Below are 12,280 nucleotides of genomic sequence, written 5' to 3'. Positions count from 1 at the left end.
GCCGGGCCCACTGTTGTCGCGTAAGGAGCCCCTGATGCCCGAGCTCATCCCCTTCCACCGGGTGATCGTGCGCGCGCCCAGTACCGAGACCGCGTCCGGCTGGCGCATGGCCACCCCGCCCGAGGGCAGCTTTGACCCGGCCGCCGTGCGCATCACCCCGGTCGCCGAGATTCGCCCCGGTGACGCCCTGGTCGGCACCATCCAGCCGCACTACGACCACCAGCTCAACCCGGTCGACCGCGCCCAGTGGGTGTCGTACTTCTCCCACACCAGTCGGCCGCAGGCTGGCGGGGCGCGCCCGTTCAACCCCGGGCACTGCGACTGGTGCACGCACAACGCCTACGTCCTCGGTATCAGCGCCGACTCCGGCTACTGGACCGTCGACGGCTGCACCACCTACCGGCCCGACATGCTCCTCCTCACCATCCCCCGCGAACTCACCGCCTAGGAGAACTCGTGAGCGCACTCGCCAACCGTCAGCAACCAGCCGGCCCGGTCGTCTGGATCCTGTCCCAGGGAGAGGACCACGAAGGCGGCACCGTCCTCGGCGTCTACGCCAACAAAGAAGCCGCCAAGGGTCCGTTCGTTGAGGCTGCTAAGCGCATCCCATTCGACCTCGACAGCGCCTGGCAGGACGACGACGGAGCCGTGCACGCCCACGGCGGATGCGACTGGGTCTCCCTGGAGCCGCACCCGCTGATCACCAGCACGCAGTTGGGTAGCTCGTGACCCGCCTGGACTTCGCAGTCCCCTACGGCTGCCTGTGGTGCGGTGAGGAGCGCCACCTTCACGGGCGGCGCTGGAGGTCGAGCGTCGGCGTGCACTCGTGGACGCCGCCCGACGAGGAGCTGATCCTCGACCGGATGCAGCGTCGCCGTGCCGCCCGGCCCGCCCGCCCGGTCACCGCTCAGGACCGGATGCGGGCGGTGCACGCGGACGCGTACCCCGGCACCGGCGGGGACCCGATCTGCGCGACCTGCCACCGCATCGACTGCCCCCGCTACTGGCGCATCCAGAACCGCCTCGACACCGAGCGCGCCGCCGCACGGACCGTCCTCCTGGCCGCCGACTACGACGAGGAGCCATGGTGACCCGCAAGCCGCTCTCCGCCCGCGCGGCCCGGACCGTCATCGAGGCAGCCGTCCTGGTGAAGGCGTCGGACTGGTCGGAGTCCCGTCGGTGGCATGTCGTTTCCGACGGCCGGCTGATCGTCGTGGTTGCCCCGTCCTACGGCGGTACGTCGCGTAGCGGCCGGAACGGGTGGCGGTGGTGGATCGCCGAGTTGGGTCCGTCCGGAGACGCCCGGCGCGAGACCACCCGCGAACAGGCCGCCGCCCGCGGACTCGCCGACTGGCTGCGCTGGGCCACGGCGGCGACACAGTGACCGCCCCGCCCGAGCCGGCCCAGGCCGAGGAACCGCCCCCGCCAGACCCGGCATGGTGGGAGACCCCCGCCGAAGCCGCACGCCTTGACCGCCGTTACTGGACCGACCGATTTGAGGAGTAGACCGATGCCCGCGAAGTTCTCTTCCGCCCACTGCACCATCAACTGGCAGGGAGTCGACGATGACACCCCGCCCGGGCACAGCATCGCCACCGGCACCGACAGCCTCGGCACCCCCTATATGTGGCTGTTCAAAGGCGGCCAGCCCACCGATGACGCCTTCGTCGGCTCCATCAGCATCCCGTGCGTTCCGAACCAGTCCACGTGCGCCTATGGGCGGGGTGGCGGCTTCGCCGGGACGGTCACCGACTACGCGACCGCGCTCGCCCGGCTCGCCGAACGCGCCGCCGATGAAGCGTAAACCGATGCCCGTCGTCCTGCCGATCCCGGTCGTCGTCACCAGCCACCAGTGCATCCCCGGCCTCGACTGCGGATGCGACTCCTGGCCCGAAGCCTGCTGCCACCAGGACGGACCCGAGACGCTCAACCAGCCCATTACCAACTGCCCACACTGGGAGGCCCGCACGTGACCGACCTCTATCTCCCCGCCGACGACTTCCAGGTCGGTGACCTGGTCCACACCGACGGCCGGACCGTCAGGGTCCGCGACATCGTCCGCGACAAGGCCGGACGTCTCATCGTCAACCCCGGCGACTTCGACGAGCTCGACGGATGGGTCTGGGAGCACGCGACCGTCACACGAGACGAGAAGTGAGGACACCGTGAGCATGATCGGTATCGATCCGGGCGAGACTGCCGACGCCCTCGACGCGCGAGCCGAGTTCGCCGCAGCCGAACTGATGCGGCAGATGGAAGCCCAGAACAGCACCCTACGGCTGCGGCTCAACGCCGTCCTGGCGCTCTGCGACCAGGCCGACGCGAAGGGCATCACCAGCGGCGGACCGTTCACCGTCGCCGCTGTACGTGACGCCGCCGCCGAGAAGTGAGGCGAGAATGGCGCTCTGCCGGACCTGCCACACCGTGATCCCCTGCCACTGCCACCTCGGACCACCCACCCAGATCCAACCCGGCGTCTACCTGGCCGGGCAAGACGAGCAGCGCACCAGCGGCCAGCCCTACTGCACCGGCGACCGCTGCGAGGACTGCACCCCCGAAGAGGAGTGCTGCGAAGCCACCTGCGGCTGCTGCCCCCGCGTCAACGAACACAACCTCTGCTTCCTCCACCGAGGCAGCGACGAGGACAGCCGGTACTGCGACCAGCACGGCGAAGGCTGGCTGCTCGAACGGTCACCCGAAGCCGAGCGCAGGTACCAGATCCTGCGCGGCGCCTGACCGTTCCGCCGTCGAGGCCCGCCCCACCGTCCGGGGCGGGCCACGGGCGCGTTCGACTGGACCATTGGCTCCCGTCGTCAACCCTGTGGTGCACCATTGGCTCAGTAGTGCCCCTGCTTCCCGCACCACCGCCGAGGAGCCGCACCATGCACGACCACGCCCCGAACGACGACGGCTACGACTGGCCGACATGCGCCGCCGGCCCAACCCACGGACACGGCGCCCACCCCCTGTGGACCGACGAACTCGACCGACTCGTCTGCCGACCCTGCGAAACAAAAACCGCTCGGCGAATAGGCGAACTCACCGGCCTGTTCCGGCAACTGAACACCACGGCGGCCCTCATGCGTGGCGCGCGCCCGCCCGGCAGCGGCGGCGGTAGCGGATCGAAGACGCCACCCATCCCGCCCCGCCTCGACGTCCTTGCCCTCGTCGGCCCCGGCGGCATCTCCGCCCGACTCGCCGCGGTAGAGGACTCGTGGCGGGCCGCGCTCGGCTGGGGCATCGCCGCCTGGCGCGGCAACCCCGCCCAAGCCGTCCCGCACCAGGTGCAGTTCCTCACCAACAACCTGCTGTGGGCATGCTCGTCCTACGAGTCGGTCGGGCAGGACATCGAGGAGATCCGCCGCCTCCACGCCGAATGCACCGCCCTCGTCGCCGGCGAACGCCGCCCGGGCCGCGTCCAGATCGGCGTCTGCCCCGTCCCGGTCGGCGACGGCTACTGCGGCACCCCGCTCACCGCCACGGCCGCCAGCCACCGCGTCCGCTGCATCGGCTGCGGCAGCAGGTGGGAAACGCTGGGGGAGTGGCGAGACCTCCACGCCGCACAGGAGGCCGTGGCCGAGCAGCAGCAAGGAGCGGCAGCGTGACCCCAGGCGAGCACGTCTTGGACCACCTGTACCGGATCTTCTACGAAGACCTCGGCATCTGCGGGTGCGGGAACCCGGAAGACGTCTACGTCCTGGTCCGTGACCTTCTCGCCCTCTGCCCGCTCTATGAAAACGACGGCTGGCGGCTCGCTGAAGCCCTCACCGGGGGAGGAGCGGCGCAGCAGATCGCCCTGTCCCTCCTGGACACGGCAGAGCTCACCGAGCACGGCTCCACGATCAACGGGTCGTGGCTCACAACCAAGGGCGTCTGGTGCCTGCAAGCCATGAAGGCCGTGCCGTTCGAGCAGATGCACGACGCCGGGCTGCCCCACGATGGGGAGGACTGCACTAGCAAGTGCTGGCAGGTGCCCGTGGATGGGCAGACGGCATGAGCCGGCCGCCCCTGCCGCACGCTGCGGACCGGCTGCCGATCGTGACCGCCAGCAACGGGCAGCCGTACATCGCCTGCGACGCCGTCCTCGCGCTGCTGCGGGCCGTCGCCGAGTCCTGCCGCAACCTCGCCGACGACCCCGACTGCACCCTCCGAGGCGCCGGGGAAGCCATCGACATCGAAGCCGACGCACTCGAAGCACGCGCCATCGCCCACACCACGGAGGCGGCATGAGCGACACGCTGCTCGGCCTAGCCGCCGACTACGACCGACGCGCATCCCGCTGCCTCTGGCAGCAGACCCGCGACGACTGCCGCAACACGTCCTCCCTCTTCCGCCGCATGGTCTGCAACCGGCAAGCCGCCGACCCAGCACAGCTCACCATCACCATGTCGACGCTCCTCGACATCCCCGACCGCTGGTGCCGTCAACACGGCTACCGGGCCATCGCAGGAATCGGCGGTTTCGTCATCCAGCGCGACGACGAAACCCCGCTCGTCGCCGGGATCGGCGACACGCTTGCGTGGGACGGACGCGCGCTCACTGTACGGCCCGCCTGACACACGTCTTGCAACTTCAGCAACAGGGGTTGCCATCTGATCAGCACTGAGCGTATGGTGTGCTCCAATCGATCTCGCTGTGTCTGGAGGGCCGCCACGGGCGGCCCTTCCGTGCATCTAGGGGGTGATCGAATGCCCCCGCAGCTCGTCACCGAAGACCTCGCCGCCTACTGGACCGGACGCCCCGCCACCACCATCCGGCGCTGGGCAGCCGAAGGCCGACTCACCCGGCACCACGACCCCGCACGGCGACGCAACGGCGTCCTCTACGACCTCGCCGAACTCCCCGAAGCCAAGCGGAACCCCGACACCCGCGAACTCATCGAACCCGGCCCCACCCCCGACATCATCGACGCCGGGTTACTCGCCGCCTGATCTCCTGCGCGCGGTGGCGCAGGCCGGGCCTCGTAGCGCCACGCGCTCGGCCCTGTTGTCCGCCCGGCCCAAGTGGGGGGCCGGGCGGACAACACAACCCCGAGCGGGGCGTGTCCGGTCCTACGCCCCGGCCCGCCGCCCACCCTGCCCCGGGCGCCGGGACCCGACCAGCGCCGCGCGGCGCCCAGCATGAAGGAGTGCCGCCGTGCCCGACGCGCTCAGCAACACCGCCGAGAATCTGGCCCTGGACTGGATCAACGGGGTCGGCTCCCCGACCAGGCCCACCACCCCGCTGAAGGTCGCGCTCGTCACCGCGTCCGGCGACGACGCCACCGCGGGAACCGAGGTGACCGGCGGCGGGTACTCGCGGCAGTCCCTTACCGTCGCCGCGTCCGTTGGCGGCGCCACCGCCAACAGCACGGACCTCGTCTGGTCGTCCATGCCCGCCTGCACCGTCGTCGGCGTGGAAGTCTGGGACTCCGCCAGCACGCCGGTGCGGCTCTGGTACGGGGCGCTCACCGCCAGCAAGACGGTCAACGCCGGGGATGACTTTAAGCTCGTCGCGTCCTCGCTGCAGCTGGCGCTCACGTAGGGGAGGCGCTGTGCCGTCCCTCTCCACTCTCGTCGACAACTTCAACGATGGGGTCATCGGGCCGAACTGGGGCAACTCCTACGGTGGCGTCACTGAGACCGGTGGCCGGGCCAGAGTCCCCTGCGCCACCGGATACGCCGGCTACCAGACCGCCTACAGCTGGACACTCGCCGGCGCCACCTTCTACGTGAAGGTCGTCACGACCCCCGCCAAGAGCACCGCGACCACCGCGTACTGCGGGGTGTACGTCAACGCCCCCGACTACGACACCAGCGGAACCCGCATCGGCTTCACCGTCAACGCCGTGACCGGCATGCTGCGGATGCAGTCCGACACCGCAGGCACCGACCCGTCCGCCGTCGAGATCACTTACAGTGCGACGACGCACGCATTCCTGCGGCTCCGCGAGGACGGCAGCAACGTCTACTGGGACACGTCCCCGGACGGCACCACGTGGACGAACCGCCGAACCCTCGCCACCCCGGCTTGGGTCGCCAGCTCCGTCGAGCAGTGCGCCCTCGACATGTCCGCGCACCGCGATGCCGGGACCGCCGACTACGCCGAATACGACCTGGCCAACACCCTCGCCAACGGTGCTGTCATCACCGGCACAGCCAGCCTTGCCGCAGACAGCAGGCTGACAGCAGCCGGGAAAGTCACCGCCGAAGCCGGCGCCGTACTCGGCGCGGACAGTGCCCTGACCGCGGGCGCGGTCCTCGTCCAGCACGGTGCCGCCACCCTCACCGCCGGGTCCGACCTGACGGCCGACGCTTCCGCCGAGGGCATTCCGGAGGTGGCCGCCTTGTCCGCCGGAACCCACGACCTGCTCATCGAACAGGGCGCCACGTTCATGCAGACGTACACCGTCCTCGACGACGGATGGACATGGGAGGGATGGTCGGCGCGGGCGCAGATCCGGTCCATGCCCGCCGACCAGGGCGCGCTCCTCCTCGACCTGCAACCGCACCTCGTGGTCGACGGACCCAGCGTCCGCCTGTCCATCCCCGCCACCGTCACCGAAACCCTCACCCGCAACGGCGTGTGGGACCTGGAGATGGCCAAGGGCACGACCGTCGTCCGCATCCTGCAAGGCAAAGTCGTCGTGTCGCTGGAGGTGACCCGGTGAGGATCCAAGTCACCGGCGAAGCCGACCCCGACGCGATCGACGTAACCGGCGGGCAGCCGTTCAAGGTCATCGAAGTCGACACGGCGATCAGCACGGGCGGCGGCGACGTCACCTCCGTCAACGGGCAGGCCGGCGACGTCACCCTCGACGCAGGCAGCGTCGGAGCCGACCCCGCAGGCACCGCCACCACCGCGGTGAACACGCACACCGCGGCTACCGACCCGCACGGCGACCGCGCCTACGCCGACACCAACAAGCTGTCGAAGACGGCGAACCTGTCCGACCTAGCGAACCCCGGCACCGCCCGCAGCAACCTCGGCCTCGGCGGAGCAGCCCTCCTCAACATCGGCACCAGCACGGGCACCGTCACCGCCGGAGACGACAGCCGGCTCACAGGCGCCATGCAGAAGACCGCGAACCTGTCCGACCTCAGCAGCGCATCCACCGCCCGCACGAACCTCGGCCTCGGCGGCGCCGCCACGCTCGCCGTAGGCACCGCGGCCGGGACCGTTGCAGCGGGCAACGACAGCCGGCTCACCGGCGCCGCGCAGAAGGCATCGAACCTGTCTGATCTAGCGTCAGCGGCCACAGCGCGCACCAACCTGGGCCTGGGCGGGGCCGCGACACTGAACGTCGGCACCACAACGGGCACCGTCGCGGCGGGCGACGACACCCGGCTGACGAACGCGCGCACCCCCACCGCGCACGCCTCGACGCACGCATCGGGCGGCAGCGACCCGGTCAGTCCGGCATCGATCGGCGCGCTCACCCAGACCACAGCAGACGGCCTGTACGCGGGGCTCGCCACGTTCGGCAACGTGTGGACGCCATCGGATCACGGGTTGATCGCCTGGTCGCTGGACCCGGCCGCCTGCACCACCACCGGCACCACGCTGTCCGCCGGGTTCATCTACCTGCTCGGGGTCGTGCTGCGGCAGGCCACCACGATCAGCAAGGTCAATGCGGTGATCGGTACCGCCGGGGCCACGCTCACCGCAGGCCAGTGCCTCGCCGGCCTGTACGACTCGGCCGGCACCCGCCGCGGCATCACCGCGGACATGTCGACGACGTGGAACAGCGTCGGCAACAAGGCCATGAGCCTCACCGGCTCGTACTCGGCGCCGGCTGGCCGCTACTACATCGCGATGCTCTTCAACGGCACCACGAGCCCGACGTTCGCGGCCGGGTCCACGTTCGGCAGTACCTTCACCCCCGGCAACGCGAACCTCGCCGCCGGCAGCTACCGGTTCTGCCGCTCCGCGTCCGGGCAGACGAGCCTGCCCGCCAGCATCACCCTGTCCGGATACACGCCGGACGCCAACAACGTCTGGGCCGCTGTCAGCTAGGAGACCTGATGCCCACCAGTGACGCCGAGGGCAAAGACTGGTCCCTCGAACGGTTCAAGCGCCACCTGCCGAAGACCGTGTGCGACGTCGGGCCCGGAGAGGGCACCTACGCCAAGCTGTTCCGGCCCCACGGGCCCGACGAGCCCGGCGTGTGGTGGACGGCAGTGGAGATCCACAAGCCGTACATCCGGCGCTATGGGCTGAAGAACACGGCCAAGCGGACCGACATGTACGACGAGGTGCACAACCTCGACGCCCGCGAGGCCCCCGACCACCTCTACTACCGCGACCTCGTCATCTTCGGTGACGTCCTGGAGCACGTCGAACGCGATGACGCGGTGACCCTGCTCCAGCGGGCCGAAGCAGCCGGCGCGTGGAACATCCTCGTCAGTCTGCCCATCGTCGACTCGCCGCAGGGTGAGGTCGACGGCAACCCGCACGAAGCCCACCTCCACCAGTGGGACCCCGACGACATGGACCAGGTCCTCGCCCAGCTCGGCGGCAAGACCGAGTCGATGAGGGGGAACACGCTCGGCGTCTGGTGGTGGTCCCGCCGTGCCTGACAGGTCAGCTCTGCTGCCGCGCGGGAGGCCGGACCCGCGCGCTGAGTGGATGGTCCGCCGCGGCCTCGCGTACTGGGTCGGGTACGCCATCTACGAGCCGCGCGACTTCGCCTACTGCGCTCCCCGCCGTCTGGCTTGCCGCCTGTTCGGCTGGCACAACGAGACCTGTCGGGCCCGCCGAGACCACCCCCGCCGCTGACGAGAGGAGACCCGCCGTGGCGATCAGTATGGATGACGTCCAGTTCCTCGACCTGATGATCCAGCACAGCGACGCTGGGGTGCGGATCGCGCAGGGCTACCTCGACAACAGCAGCCCGGCGCAGCGCCAGTCGCGGATCGCCGACCTCGCCCGGTCCGTCGTGGACACGCAGGGGCAGGCGGCCACCGACATGCGGTCCTGGCTCACCCAGGCCGGGATCGAACTCCCCGCCGACGACGGAGAGGGCGACCAGGGCGACGGCGAGGACAACGGCGACGAAGGCGACACGCCCGACGGCTGCCAGTGCGGCGGCATGTAACCCCACAACCGGAAGGCCCGCGCCCATGGACCTCCACGCCTGGATCACCCAGCAAGTCGACCGCGTCCAGGTCGCTGCCCTGGATGCGACACCGCACAGCTGGCGCGACGAGACCTCACCCGAACACGGCTTCCGAGTCGGAACAACGGACGAGGCCGAGTGGGTCGCCTTCACCGGCGGACCCGACGACGACCCCAAGCAGTCGGCAGCCGACGCCCGACACATCGCCATGAATGACCCCGCGACCGTCCTCCGCCGCTGTCACGCCGACCGGCGCATCCTCGCCCGACACGCAGTCGACCCGGCTGCTGCTGACAGCCGTCTGTTCGCTACCGCCTGCCGAGGATGCGGAACCGAAGGCGACTGCGACGACCCCGTCACCCAGAACATCAACGACTGCCCGGAACTGTTGGACCTCGCCCACGCGCACGGCATCACTGACGACATCCTCGCCGGACTCGACCGACCCCAGGCGCCCGAGGTGAAGCCGCGCAGCCTCGCCGACATCCTCGCCCCGTACACACCGATGCGGGACGTGCCCGCCGCGCTACGCGGCCCCAACTGGACACCCTGACCCCACCAACCACGGAGCCCGCGCCATGGCCCAGTACCTGATCAACTACCTGACCGGCGACACCGACACCATTGAAGCTGACACCGTCGACGAAGAGGGCTACCAGTACACCGGGTATGTGAATGGCAAGATCGTCGCTCACATCCCGCGCGCCAACGTCCGCAGCATCATCCTCCAGGACGACGAGGCGGCGACCGACTGATGGCCCGCCTGCAGATCCTCGAACTCCCCGCAGGCAGCAGCGACGACCAGCCGCCGTTCATTCTCGTCGTGGACGAGTGCGTACCGCAGCGCATCGCCCTCAAGGCTGACGCCACCTTCGGCGACTACTGGCAGGCCCTCGCCGACCGCATCGGAGCACGGGGCGTCATCGTCACGCCGGAGACCGTCGACATCCCCGCCAACGACACCAGCGCCTACCTCGACACCCGGCAGACCGCACCTGCCACGGTCCAGGTGCACATCGAAGGCGACGCCGAAGAAGCAGTCCGGCGGGGCGTCGAGTACGCCACGCGGTGGTACGGACCCGACGAAGGCAAGGCCCGCGACAAGGACGCCGAACTCCGAGCCGCCAACGAGTGGATCGAGCGGCTCACCGCCGACTGCCACGAAGCCCGCACCTGGGCGCGGCACGGCTACGAGATCGGCCAACGCCACTGCGGATGGACCGACCACGGCGTCGCGCCCGCATGGCTCACCGAAGAGTGGCCACCGCACATCGACACCTGCGAGCACCTCAAGCAGGCAGCCGAGTACGACGAAGCGCTCAGCCGCGTCCGTCGGCTGCCTGAGCAGCCCGAGATCATGGACGCCCAGCATCCCGACTCGGTCGGCTACCTCCACGGCTACGGCGTCGCTGTCCGCGAAGCTAAGCGCGCCACCTACCCGCCCACACCGGCGACGGGCAGCGGCGAGAAGAACCAGTCATGAGCGGCGGCTGGGCCGGGTCCGACCGCAAGGCGAGACTGCCGTCGAACTGGGCGACCATCCGCCGCAAGGTGCTCGACCGCGATCCCATCTGCAAGATCTGCGGCGTCAGGCCCAGCACCCACTGCGACCACATCGAAGCTAAGACCGACGCCCACGCCGAAGACCGGCTCCAAGGCGTCTGCGCCACCTGCCACGGACTGAAGAGCAGCCGGGAAGGCAACGACGCCCAGCGCGCCAACCCCAGGGCCGGACGGCGCCGGCCCGAGGAACCACACCCCGGACTGAGGTGACCGTGCCCGCCTACCTCGTCATCCACCCCGAACGCCACGGCGACGACCAGCTCATCGAAGACCCTGACCTCGCCGTCGAGTTCGTTGACGGCTGGGTCCTCTTCACCGACCGCGGGCCCGACCAACCCAACCGGGTCGCCATCGCCATCCCCGCCGCACAAGTCGCCCGCATCGAACGGGTAGACGACCAACAGAAGCCCGCGCCCCAGCCCGAGGGAGAGTGACGCCATGGCACGCGGACGACAGGGCAACGGCCGGCGCGGAGGCGGCGGCAACGCCCAGACCCTCCGCGACTACTGGACCCACGGAACCGGAGCAGCCAAGATCCGATGGGGAACTCCCGGTGACTGGTCCCGCTGCGTCCGCCAGGTCAGCAAGTACATGGGCCCGCGAGCCAAGGGCTACTGCCAGCTCCGGCACATGGCCGCGACCGGCATGACCACCAGCGCGCACGCCAAGGCCACGCGAGGCGGAACCCGCAAGCGGCGGTGACCAGTCGAGGACGCACGACCCAAGCCGACAGGCTCCTGCTAGCGCACTGCTCTCTCGGTGAGTAGGCCGAGGGGGTAGGTGGTGCCCAGCCCGCCGGCCGCCCCTACCTGGGTGGGGCAGGCCTGGGTGGTGGGCAGGGCAGGCACGGGCGAGGCAGGCCGATGCGCTCATGGTCATCGTGCTGCGAGCTCAACGACTTTGGTCATCAAGAGGCTAAAACGTCGAATGCTTCACGAGTGAAGCTAATGATCTAAGATCACATCAATGCGGGCGTTGGTCCATTTGTGGCCTGTAGTGATGCAAAGTCACTCAAGATGCCCTAATCGGACATAGGGGGCATGCCCCCCACCCCAAGATCCTTTCGGATCGGGGCCGTATACACGCTGTCCTTCTGTACGGGTCTGGGGATTCTGGGAGGTGGTCTTATGGCAGGCACCGGGCCGGCTCCGAAGGATCCCTCCCGGAGGGCTCGCCGGAACAAGGAGGCGCAGCCTCAGACGATCCTTCGCTTCGAACGGGCGGAAGCCCCCGAGTTGCCTGACTTTCGGATCGAGAAAGATGGCGACCTGGTCGAGTTCATCTGGCCCGAGCGCACCCGCGAGTGGTGGCAGATGTGGATCGACTCGCCGCAGGCCGAGCACTTCGGGTCGACCGACTGGGACTTCCTGCTGGATACGGCATTGATCCATGCGCGCTTTTGGTGTGGGGACTTGTCCGTGGCTGCTGAGCTTCGCCTTCGGGTGGCCAAGCATGGAGCCACGATGGAGGATCGGGCACGGCTGCGGATGGCGTTCGCCGAGGCTGATGGCGCGGACGGGGGGCAGGGCTCGTCGGGTGCCGAGGCGGCGAAGGAGCGGTACGCGAAGCTGCGGGTTATCAAGCCCGGCAAGGAGGGTGAAGCTTCCGGGGGGTGATCCA

General features: G+C 69.6%; 26 protein-coding genes. All 26 read left to right on the top strand.

From position 1 onward, the window contains the following. Positions 1-34: 34 nt before the first annotated feature. Entirely contained in the window at positions 35-448 is a 414-nt protein-coding gene (locus ACF061_RS00795) for a hypothetical protein (RefSeq protein WP_392264606.1), read from the top strand. A gap of 8 nt (positions 449-456) precedes the next feature. Further along, positions 457-729: a hypothetical protein gene (locus ACF061_RS00790; protein ID WP_392264605.1), complete on the top strand. Its 273-nt coding sequence runs from the start codon at positions 457-459 to the stop codon at positions 727-729. Continuing rightward, positions 726-1,091, top strand: a complete 366-nt coding sequence (locus ACF061_RS00785; RefSeq protein WP_392264604.1) for a hypothetical protein — start codon at positions 726-728, stop codon at positions 1,089-1,091. Before ACF061_RS00790 ends, ACF061_RS00785 begins: the two co-directional genes overlap by 4 nt. After that, positions 1,085-1,384 (top strand): hypothetical protein, encoded by a 300-nt coding sequence (locus tag ACF061_RS00780; RefSeq protein ID WP_392264603.1) that lies wholly within the window; start codon positions 1,085-1,087, stop codon positions 1,382-1,384. The genes ACF061_RS00785 and ACF061_RS00780 overlap by 7 nt, the downstream gene beginning before the upstream one ends. 126 nt (positions 1,385-1,510) lie before the next feature. Beyond that, positions 1,511-1,804 (top strand): hypothetical protein, encoded by a 294-nt coding sequence (locus ACF061_RS00775; protein WP_392264602.1) that lies wholly within the window; start codon positions 1,511-1,513, stop codon positions 1,802-1,804. 4 nt (positions 1,805-1,808) lie between these two features. Further along, positions 1,809-1,973, top strand: coding sequence for a hypothetical protein (locus tag ACF061_RS00770; RefSeq protein ID WP_392264601.1), 165 nt, complete (start codon positions 1,809-1,811; stop codon positions 1,971-1,973). Continuing rightward, positions 1,970-2,158 (top strand): hypothetical protein, encoded by a 189-nt coding sequence (locus ACF061_RS00765; protein ID WP_392264600.1) that lies wholly within the window; start codon positions 1,970-1,972, stop codon positions 2,156-2,158. The genes ACF061_RS00770 and ACF061_RS00765 overlap by 4 nt, the downstream gene beginning before the upstream one ends. 7 nt (positions 2,159-2,165) lie before the next feature. Next, entirely contained in the window at positions 2,166-2,390 is a 225-nt protein-coding gene (locus ACF061_RS00760) for a hypothetical protein (protein WP_392264599.1), read from the top strand. A gap of 7 nt (positions 2,391-2,397) precedes the next feature. Further along, entirely contained in the window at positions 2,398-2,736 is a 339-nt protein-coding gene (locus tag ACF061_RS00755; RefSeq protein WP_392264598.1) for a hypothetical protein, read from the top strand. A gap of 146 nt (positions 2,737-2,882) precedes the next feature. After that, entirely contained in the window at positions 2,883-3,605 is a 723-nt protein-coding gene (locus ACF061_RS00750) for a hypothetical protein (RefSeq protein ID WP_392264597.1), read from the top strand. After that, the gene (locus tag ACF061_RS00745; protein ID WP_392264596.1) at positions 3,602-3,997 is read left to right on the top strand and encodes a hypothetical protein; all 396 of its coding nucleotides are present in this window, start codon (positions 3,602-3,604) and stop codon (positions 3,995-3,997) included. The genes ACF061_RS00750 and ACF061_RS00745 overlap by 4 nt, the downstream gene beginning before the upstream one ends. After that, a complete protein-coding gene (locus ACF061_RS00740) occupies positions 3,994-4,230 on the top strand; it encodes a hypothetical protein (protein WP_392264595.1) in 237 nt (78 codons plus the stop codon). Before ACF061_RS00745 ends, ACF061_RS00740 begins: the two co-directional genes overlap by 4 nt. After that, entirely contained in the window at positions 4,227-4,556 is a 330-nt protein-coding gene (locus ACF061_RS00735) for a hypothetical protein (RefSeq protein ID WP_392264594.1), read from the top strand. The genes ACF061_RS00740 and ACF061_RS00735 overlap by 4 nt, the downstream gene beginning before the upstream one ends. 132 nt (positions 4,557-4,688) lie before the next feature. Then, the gene (locus tag ACF061_RS00730; RefSeq protein WP_392264593.1) at positions 4,689-4,931 is read left to right on the top strand and encodes a DNA-binding protein; all 243 of its coding nucleotides are present in this window, start codon (positions 4,689-4,691) and stop codon (positions 4,929-4,931) included. Positions 4,932-5,136: 205 nt separating this feature from the next. Further along, positions 5,137-5,523 (top strand): hypothetical protein, encoded by a 387-nt coding sequence (locus tag ACF061_RS00725; protein ID WP_392264592.1) that lies wholly within the window; start codon positions 5,137-5,139, stop codon positions 5,521-5,523. 10 nt (positions 5,524-5,533) lie between these two features. After that, entirely contained in the window at positions 5,534-6,649 is a 1,116-nt protein-coding gene (locus ACF061_RS00720; RefSeq protein WP_392264591.1) for a hypothetical protein, read from the top strand. Further along, complete coding sequence (locus ACF061_RS00715; RefSeq protein WP_392264590.1) at positions 6,646-7,995, top strand: hypothetical protein; 1,350 nt, start codon at positions 6,646-6,648, stop codon at positions 7,993-7,995. The genes ACF061_RS00720 and ACF061_RS00715 overlap by 4 nt, the downstream gene beginning before the upstream one ends. Positions 7,996-8,003: 8 nt before the next feature. Then, positions 8,004-8,558, top strand: coding sequence for a class I SAM-dependent methyltransferase (locus tag ACF061_RS00710; RefSeq protein ID WP_392264589.1), 555 nt, complete (start codon positions 8,004-8,006; stop codon positions 8,556-8,558). Between the two features lie 215 nt (positions 8,559-8,773). Beyond that, a complete protein-coding gene (locus ACF061_RS00705) occupies positions 8,774-9,076 on the top strand; it encodes a DUF305 domain-containing protein (protein ID WP_392264588.1) in 303 nt (100 codons plus the stop codon). Positions 9,077-9,101: 25 nt separating this feature from the next. Next, the gene (locus ACF061_RS00700) at positions 9,102-9,650 is read left to right on the top strand and encodes a DUF6221 family protein (protein ID WP_392264587.1); all 549 of its coding nucleotides are present in this window, start codon (positions 9,102-9,104) and stop codon (positions 9,648-9,650) included. A 25-nt stretch (positions 9,651-9,675) separates the two neighbouring features. Then, positions 9,676-9,852, top strand: a complete 177-nt coding sequence (locus tag ACF061_RS00695) for a hypothetical protein (RefSeq protein WP_392264586.1) — start codon at positions 9,676-9,678, stop codon at positions 9,850-9,852. Then, a complete protein-coding gene (locus tag ACF061_RS00690) occupies positions 9,852-10,580 on the top strand; it encodes a hypothetical protein (protein WP_392264585.1) in 729 nt (242 codons plus the stop codon). The genes ACF061_RS00695 and ACF061_RS00690 overlap by 1 nt, the downstream gene beginning before the upstream one ends. Further along, a complete protein-coding gene (locus tag ACF061_RS00685; protein WP_392264584.1) occupies positions 10,577-10,870 on the top strand; it encodes an HNH endonuclease signature motif containing protein in 294 nt (97 codons plus the stop codon). Before ACF061_RS00690 ends, ACF061_RS00685 begins: the two co-directional genes overlap by 4 nt. A gap of 2 nt (positions 10,871-10,872) precedes the next feature. After that, the gene (locus ACF061_RS00680) at positions 10,873-11,094 is read left to right on the top strand and encodes a hypothetical protein (protein ID WP_392264583.1); all 222 of its coding nucleotides are present in this window, start codon (positions 10,873-10,875) and stop codon (positions 11,092-11,094) included. 4 nt (positions 11,095-11,098) lie between these two features. After that, entirely contained in the window at positions 11,099-11,362 is a 264-nt protein-coding gene (locus ACF061_RS00675; RefSeq protein ID WP_392264582.1) for a hypothetical protein, read from the top strand. Between the two features lie 425 nt (positions 11,363-11,787). Further along, positions 11,788-12,276, top strand: coding sequence for a hypothetical protein (locus tag ACF061_RS00670; RefSeq protein ID WP_392264581.1), 489 nt, complete (start codon positions 11,788-11,790; stop codon positions 12,274-12,276). The last annotated feature ends 4 nt before the right edge of the window (positions 12,277-12,280 follow it).

The organism is Streptomyces sp. NPDC015220 (genome assembly GCF_043079345.1).
In the GTDB taxonomy this organism is placed as follows: Bacteria; Actinomycetota; Actinomycetes; order Streptomycetales; family Streptomycetaceae; genus Streptomyces.
Note: the sequence above shows the minus strand (reverse complement) of the source record. Positions and strands in the feature narration are given on the sequence as shown.

Bases quoted from the DNA above. Each gene is read 5' to 3' on its own strand.
- ACF061_RS00795 (WP_392264606.1), top strand. From the start codon at position 35: ATGCCCGAGCTCATCCCCTTCCACCGGGTGATCGTGCGCGCGCCCAGT.
- ACF061_RS00780 (WP_392264603.1), top strand. From the start codon at position 1,085: ATGGTGACCCGCAAGCCGCTCTCCGCCCGCGCGGCCCGGACCGTCATC.
- ACF061_RS00775 (WP_392264602.1), top strand. From the start codon at position 1,511: ATGCCCGCGAAGTTCTCTTCCGCCCACTGCACCATCAACTGGCAGGGA.
- ACF061_RS00770 (WP_392264601.1), top strand. From the start codon at position 1,809: ATGCCCGTCGTCCTGCCGATCCCGGTCGTCGTCACCAGCCACCAGTGC.
- ACF061_RS00755 (WP_392264598.1), top strand. From the start codon at position 2,398: ATGGCGCTCTGCCGGACCTGCCACACCGTGATCCCCTGCCACTGCCAC.
- ACF061_RS00750 (WP_392264597.1), top strand. From the start codon at position 2,883: ATGCACGACCACGCCCCGAACGACGACGGCTACGACTGGCCGACATGC.
- ACF061_RS00740 (WP_392264595.1), top strand. From the start codon at position 3,994: ATGAGCCGGCCGCCCCTGCCGCACGCTGCGGACCGGCTGCCGATCGTG.
- ACF061_RS00735 (WP_392264594.1), top strand. From the start codon at position 4,227: ATGAGCGACACGCTGCTCGGCCTAGCCGCCGACTACGACCGACGCGCA.
- ACF061_RS00730 (WP_392264593.1), top strand. From the start codon at position 4,689: ATGCCCCCGCAGCTCGTCACCGAAGACCTCGCCGCCTACTGGACCGGA.
- ACF061_RS00710 (WP_392264589.1), top strand. From the start codon at position 8,004: ATGCCCACCAGTGACGCCGAGGGCAAAGACTGGTCCCTCGAACGGTTC.
- ACF061_RS00700 (WP_392264587.1), top strand. From the start codon at position 9,102: ATGGACCTCCACGCCTGGATCACCCAGCAAGTCGACCGCGTCCAGGTC.
- ACF061_RS00695 (WP_392264586.1), top strand. From the start codon at position 9,676: ATGGCCCAGTACCTGATCAACTACCTGACCGGCGACACCGACACCATT.
- ACF061_RS00690 (WP_392264585.1), top strand. From the start codon at position 9,852: ATGGCCCGCCTGCAGATCCTCGAACTCCCCGCAGGCAGCAGCGACGAC.
- ACF061_RS00685 (WP_392264584.1), top strand. From the start codon at position 10,577: ATGAGCGGCGGCTGGGCCGGGTCCGACCGCAAGGCGAGACTGCCGTCG.
- ACF061_RS00675 (WP_392264582.1), top strand. From the start codon at position 11,099: ATGGCACGCGGACGACAGGGCAACGGCCGGCGCGGAGGCGGCGGCAAC.
- ACF061_RS00670 (WP_392264581.1), top strand. From the start codon at position 11,788: ATGGCAGGCACCGGGCCGGCTCCGAAGGATCCCTCCCGGAGGGCTCGC.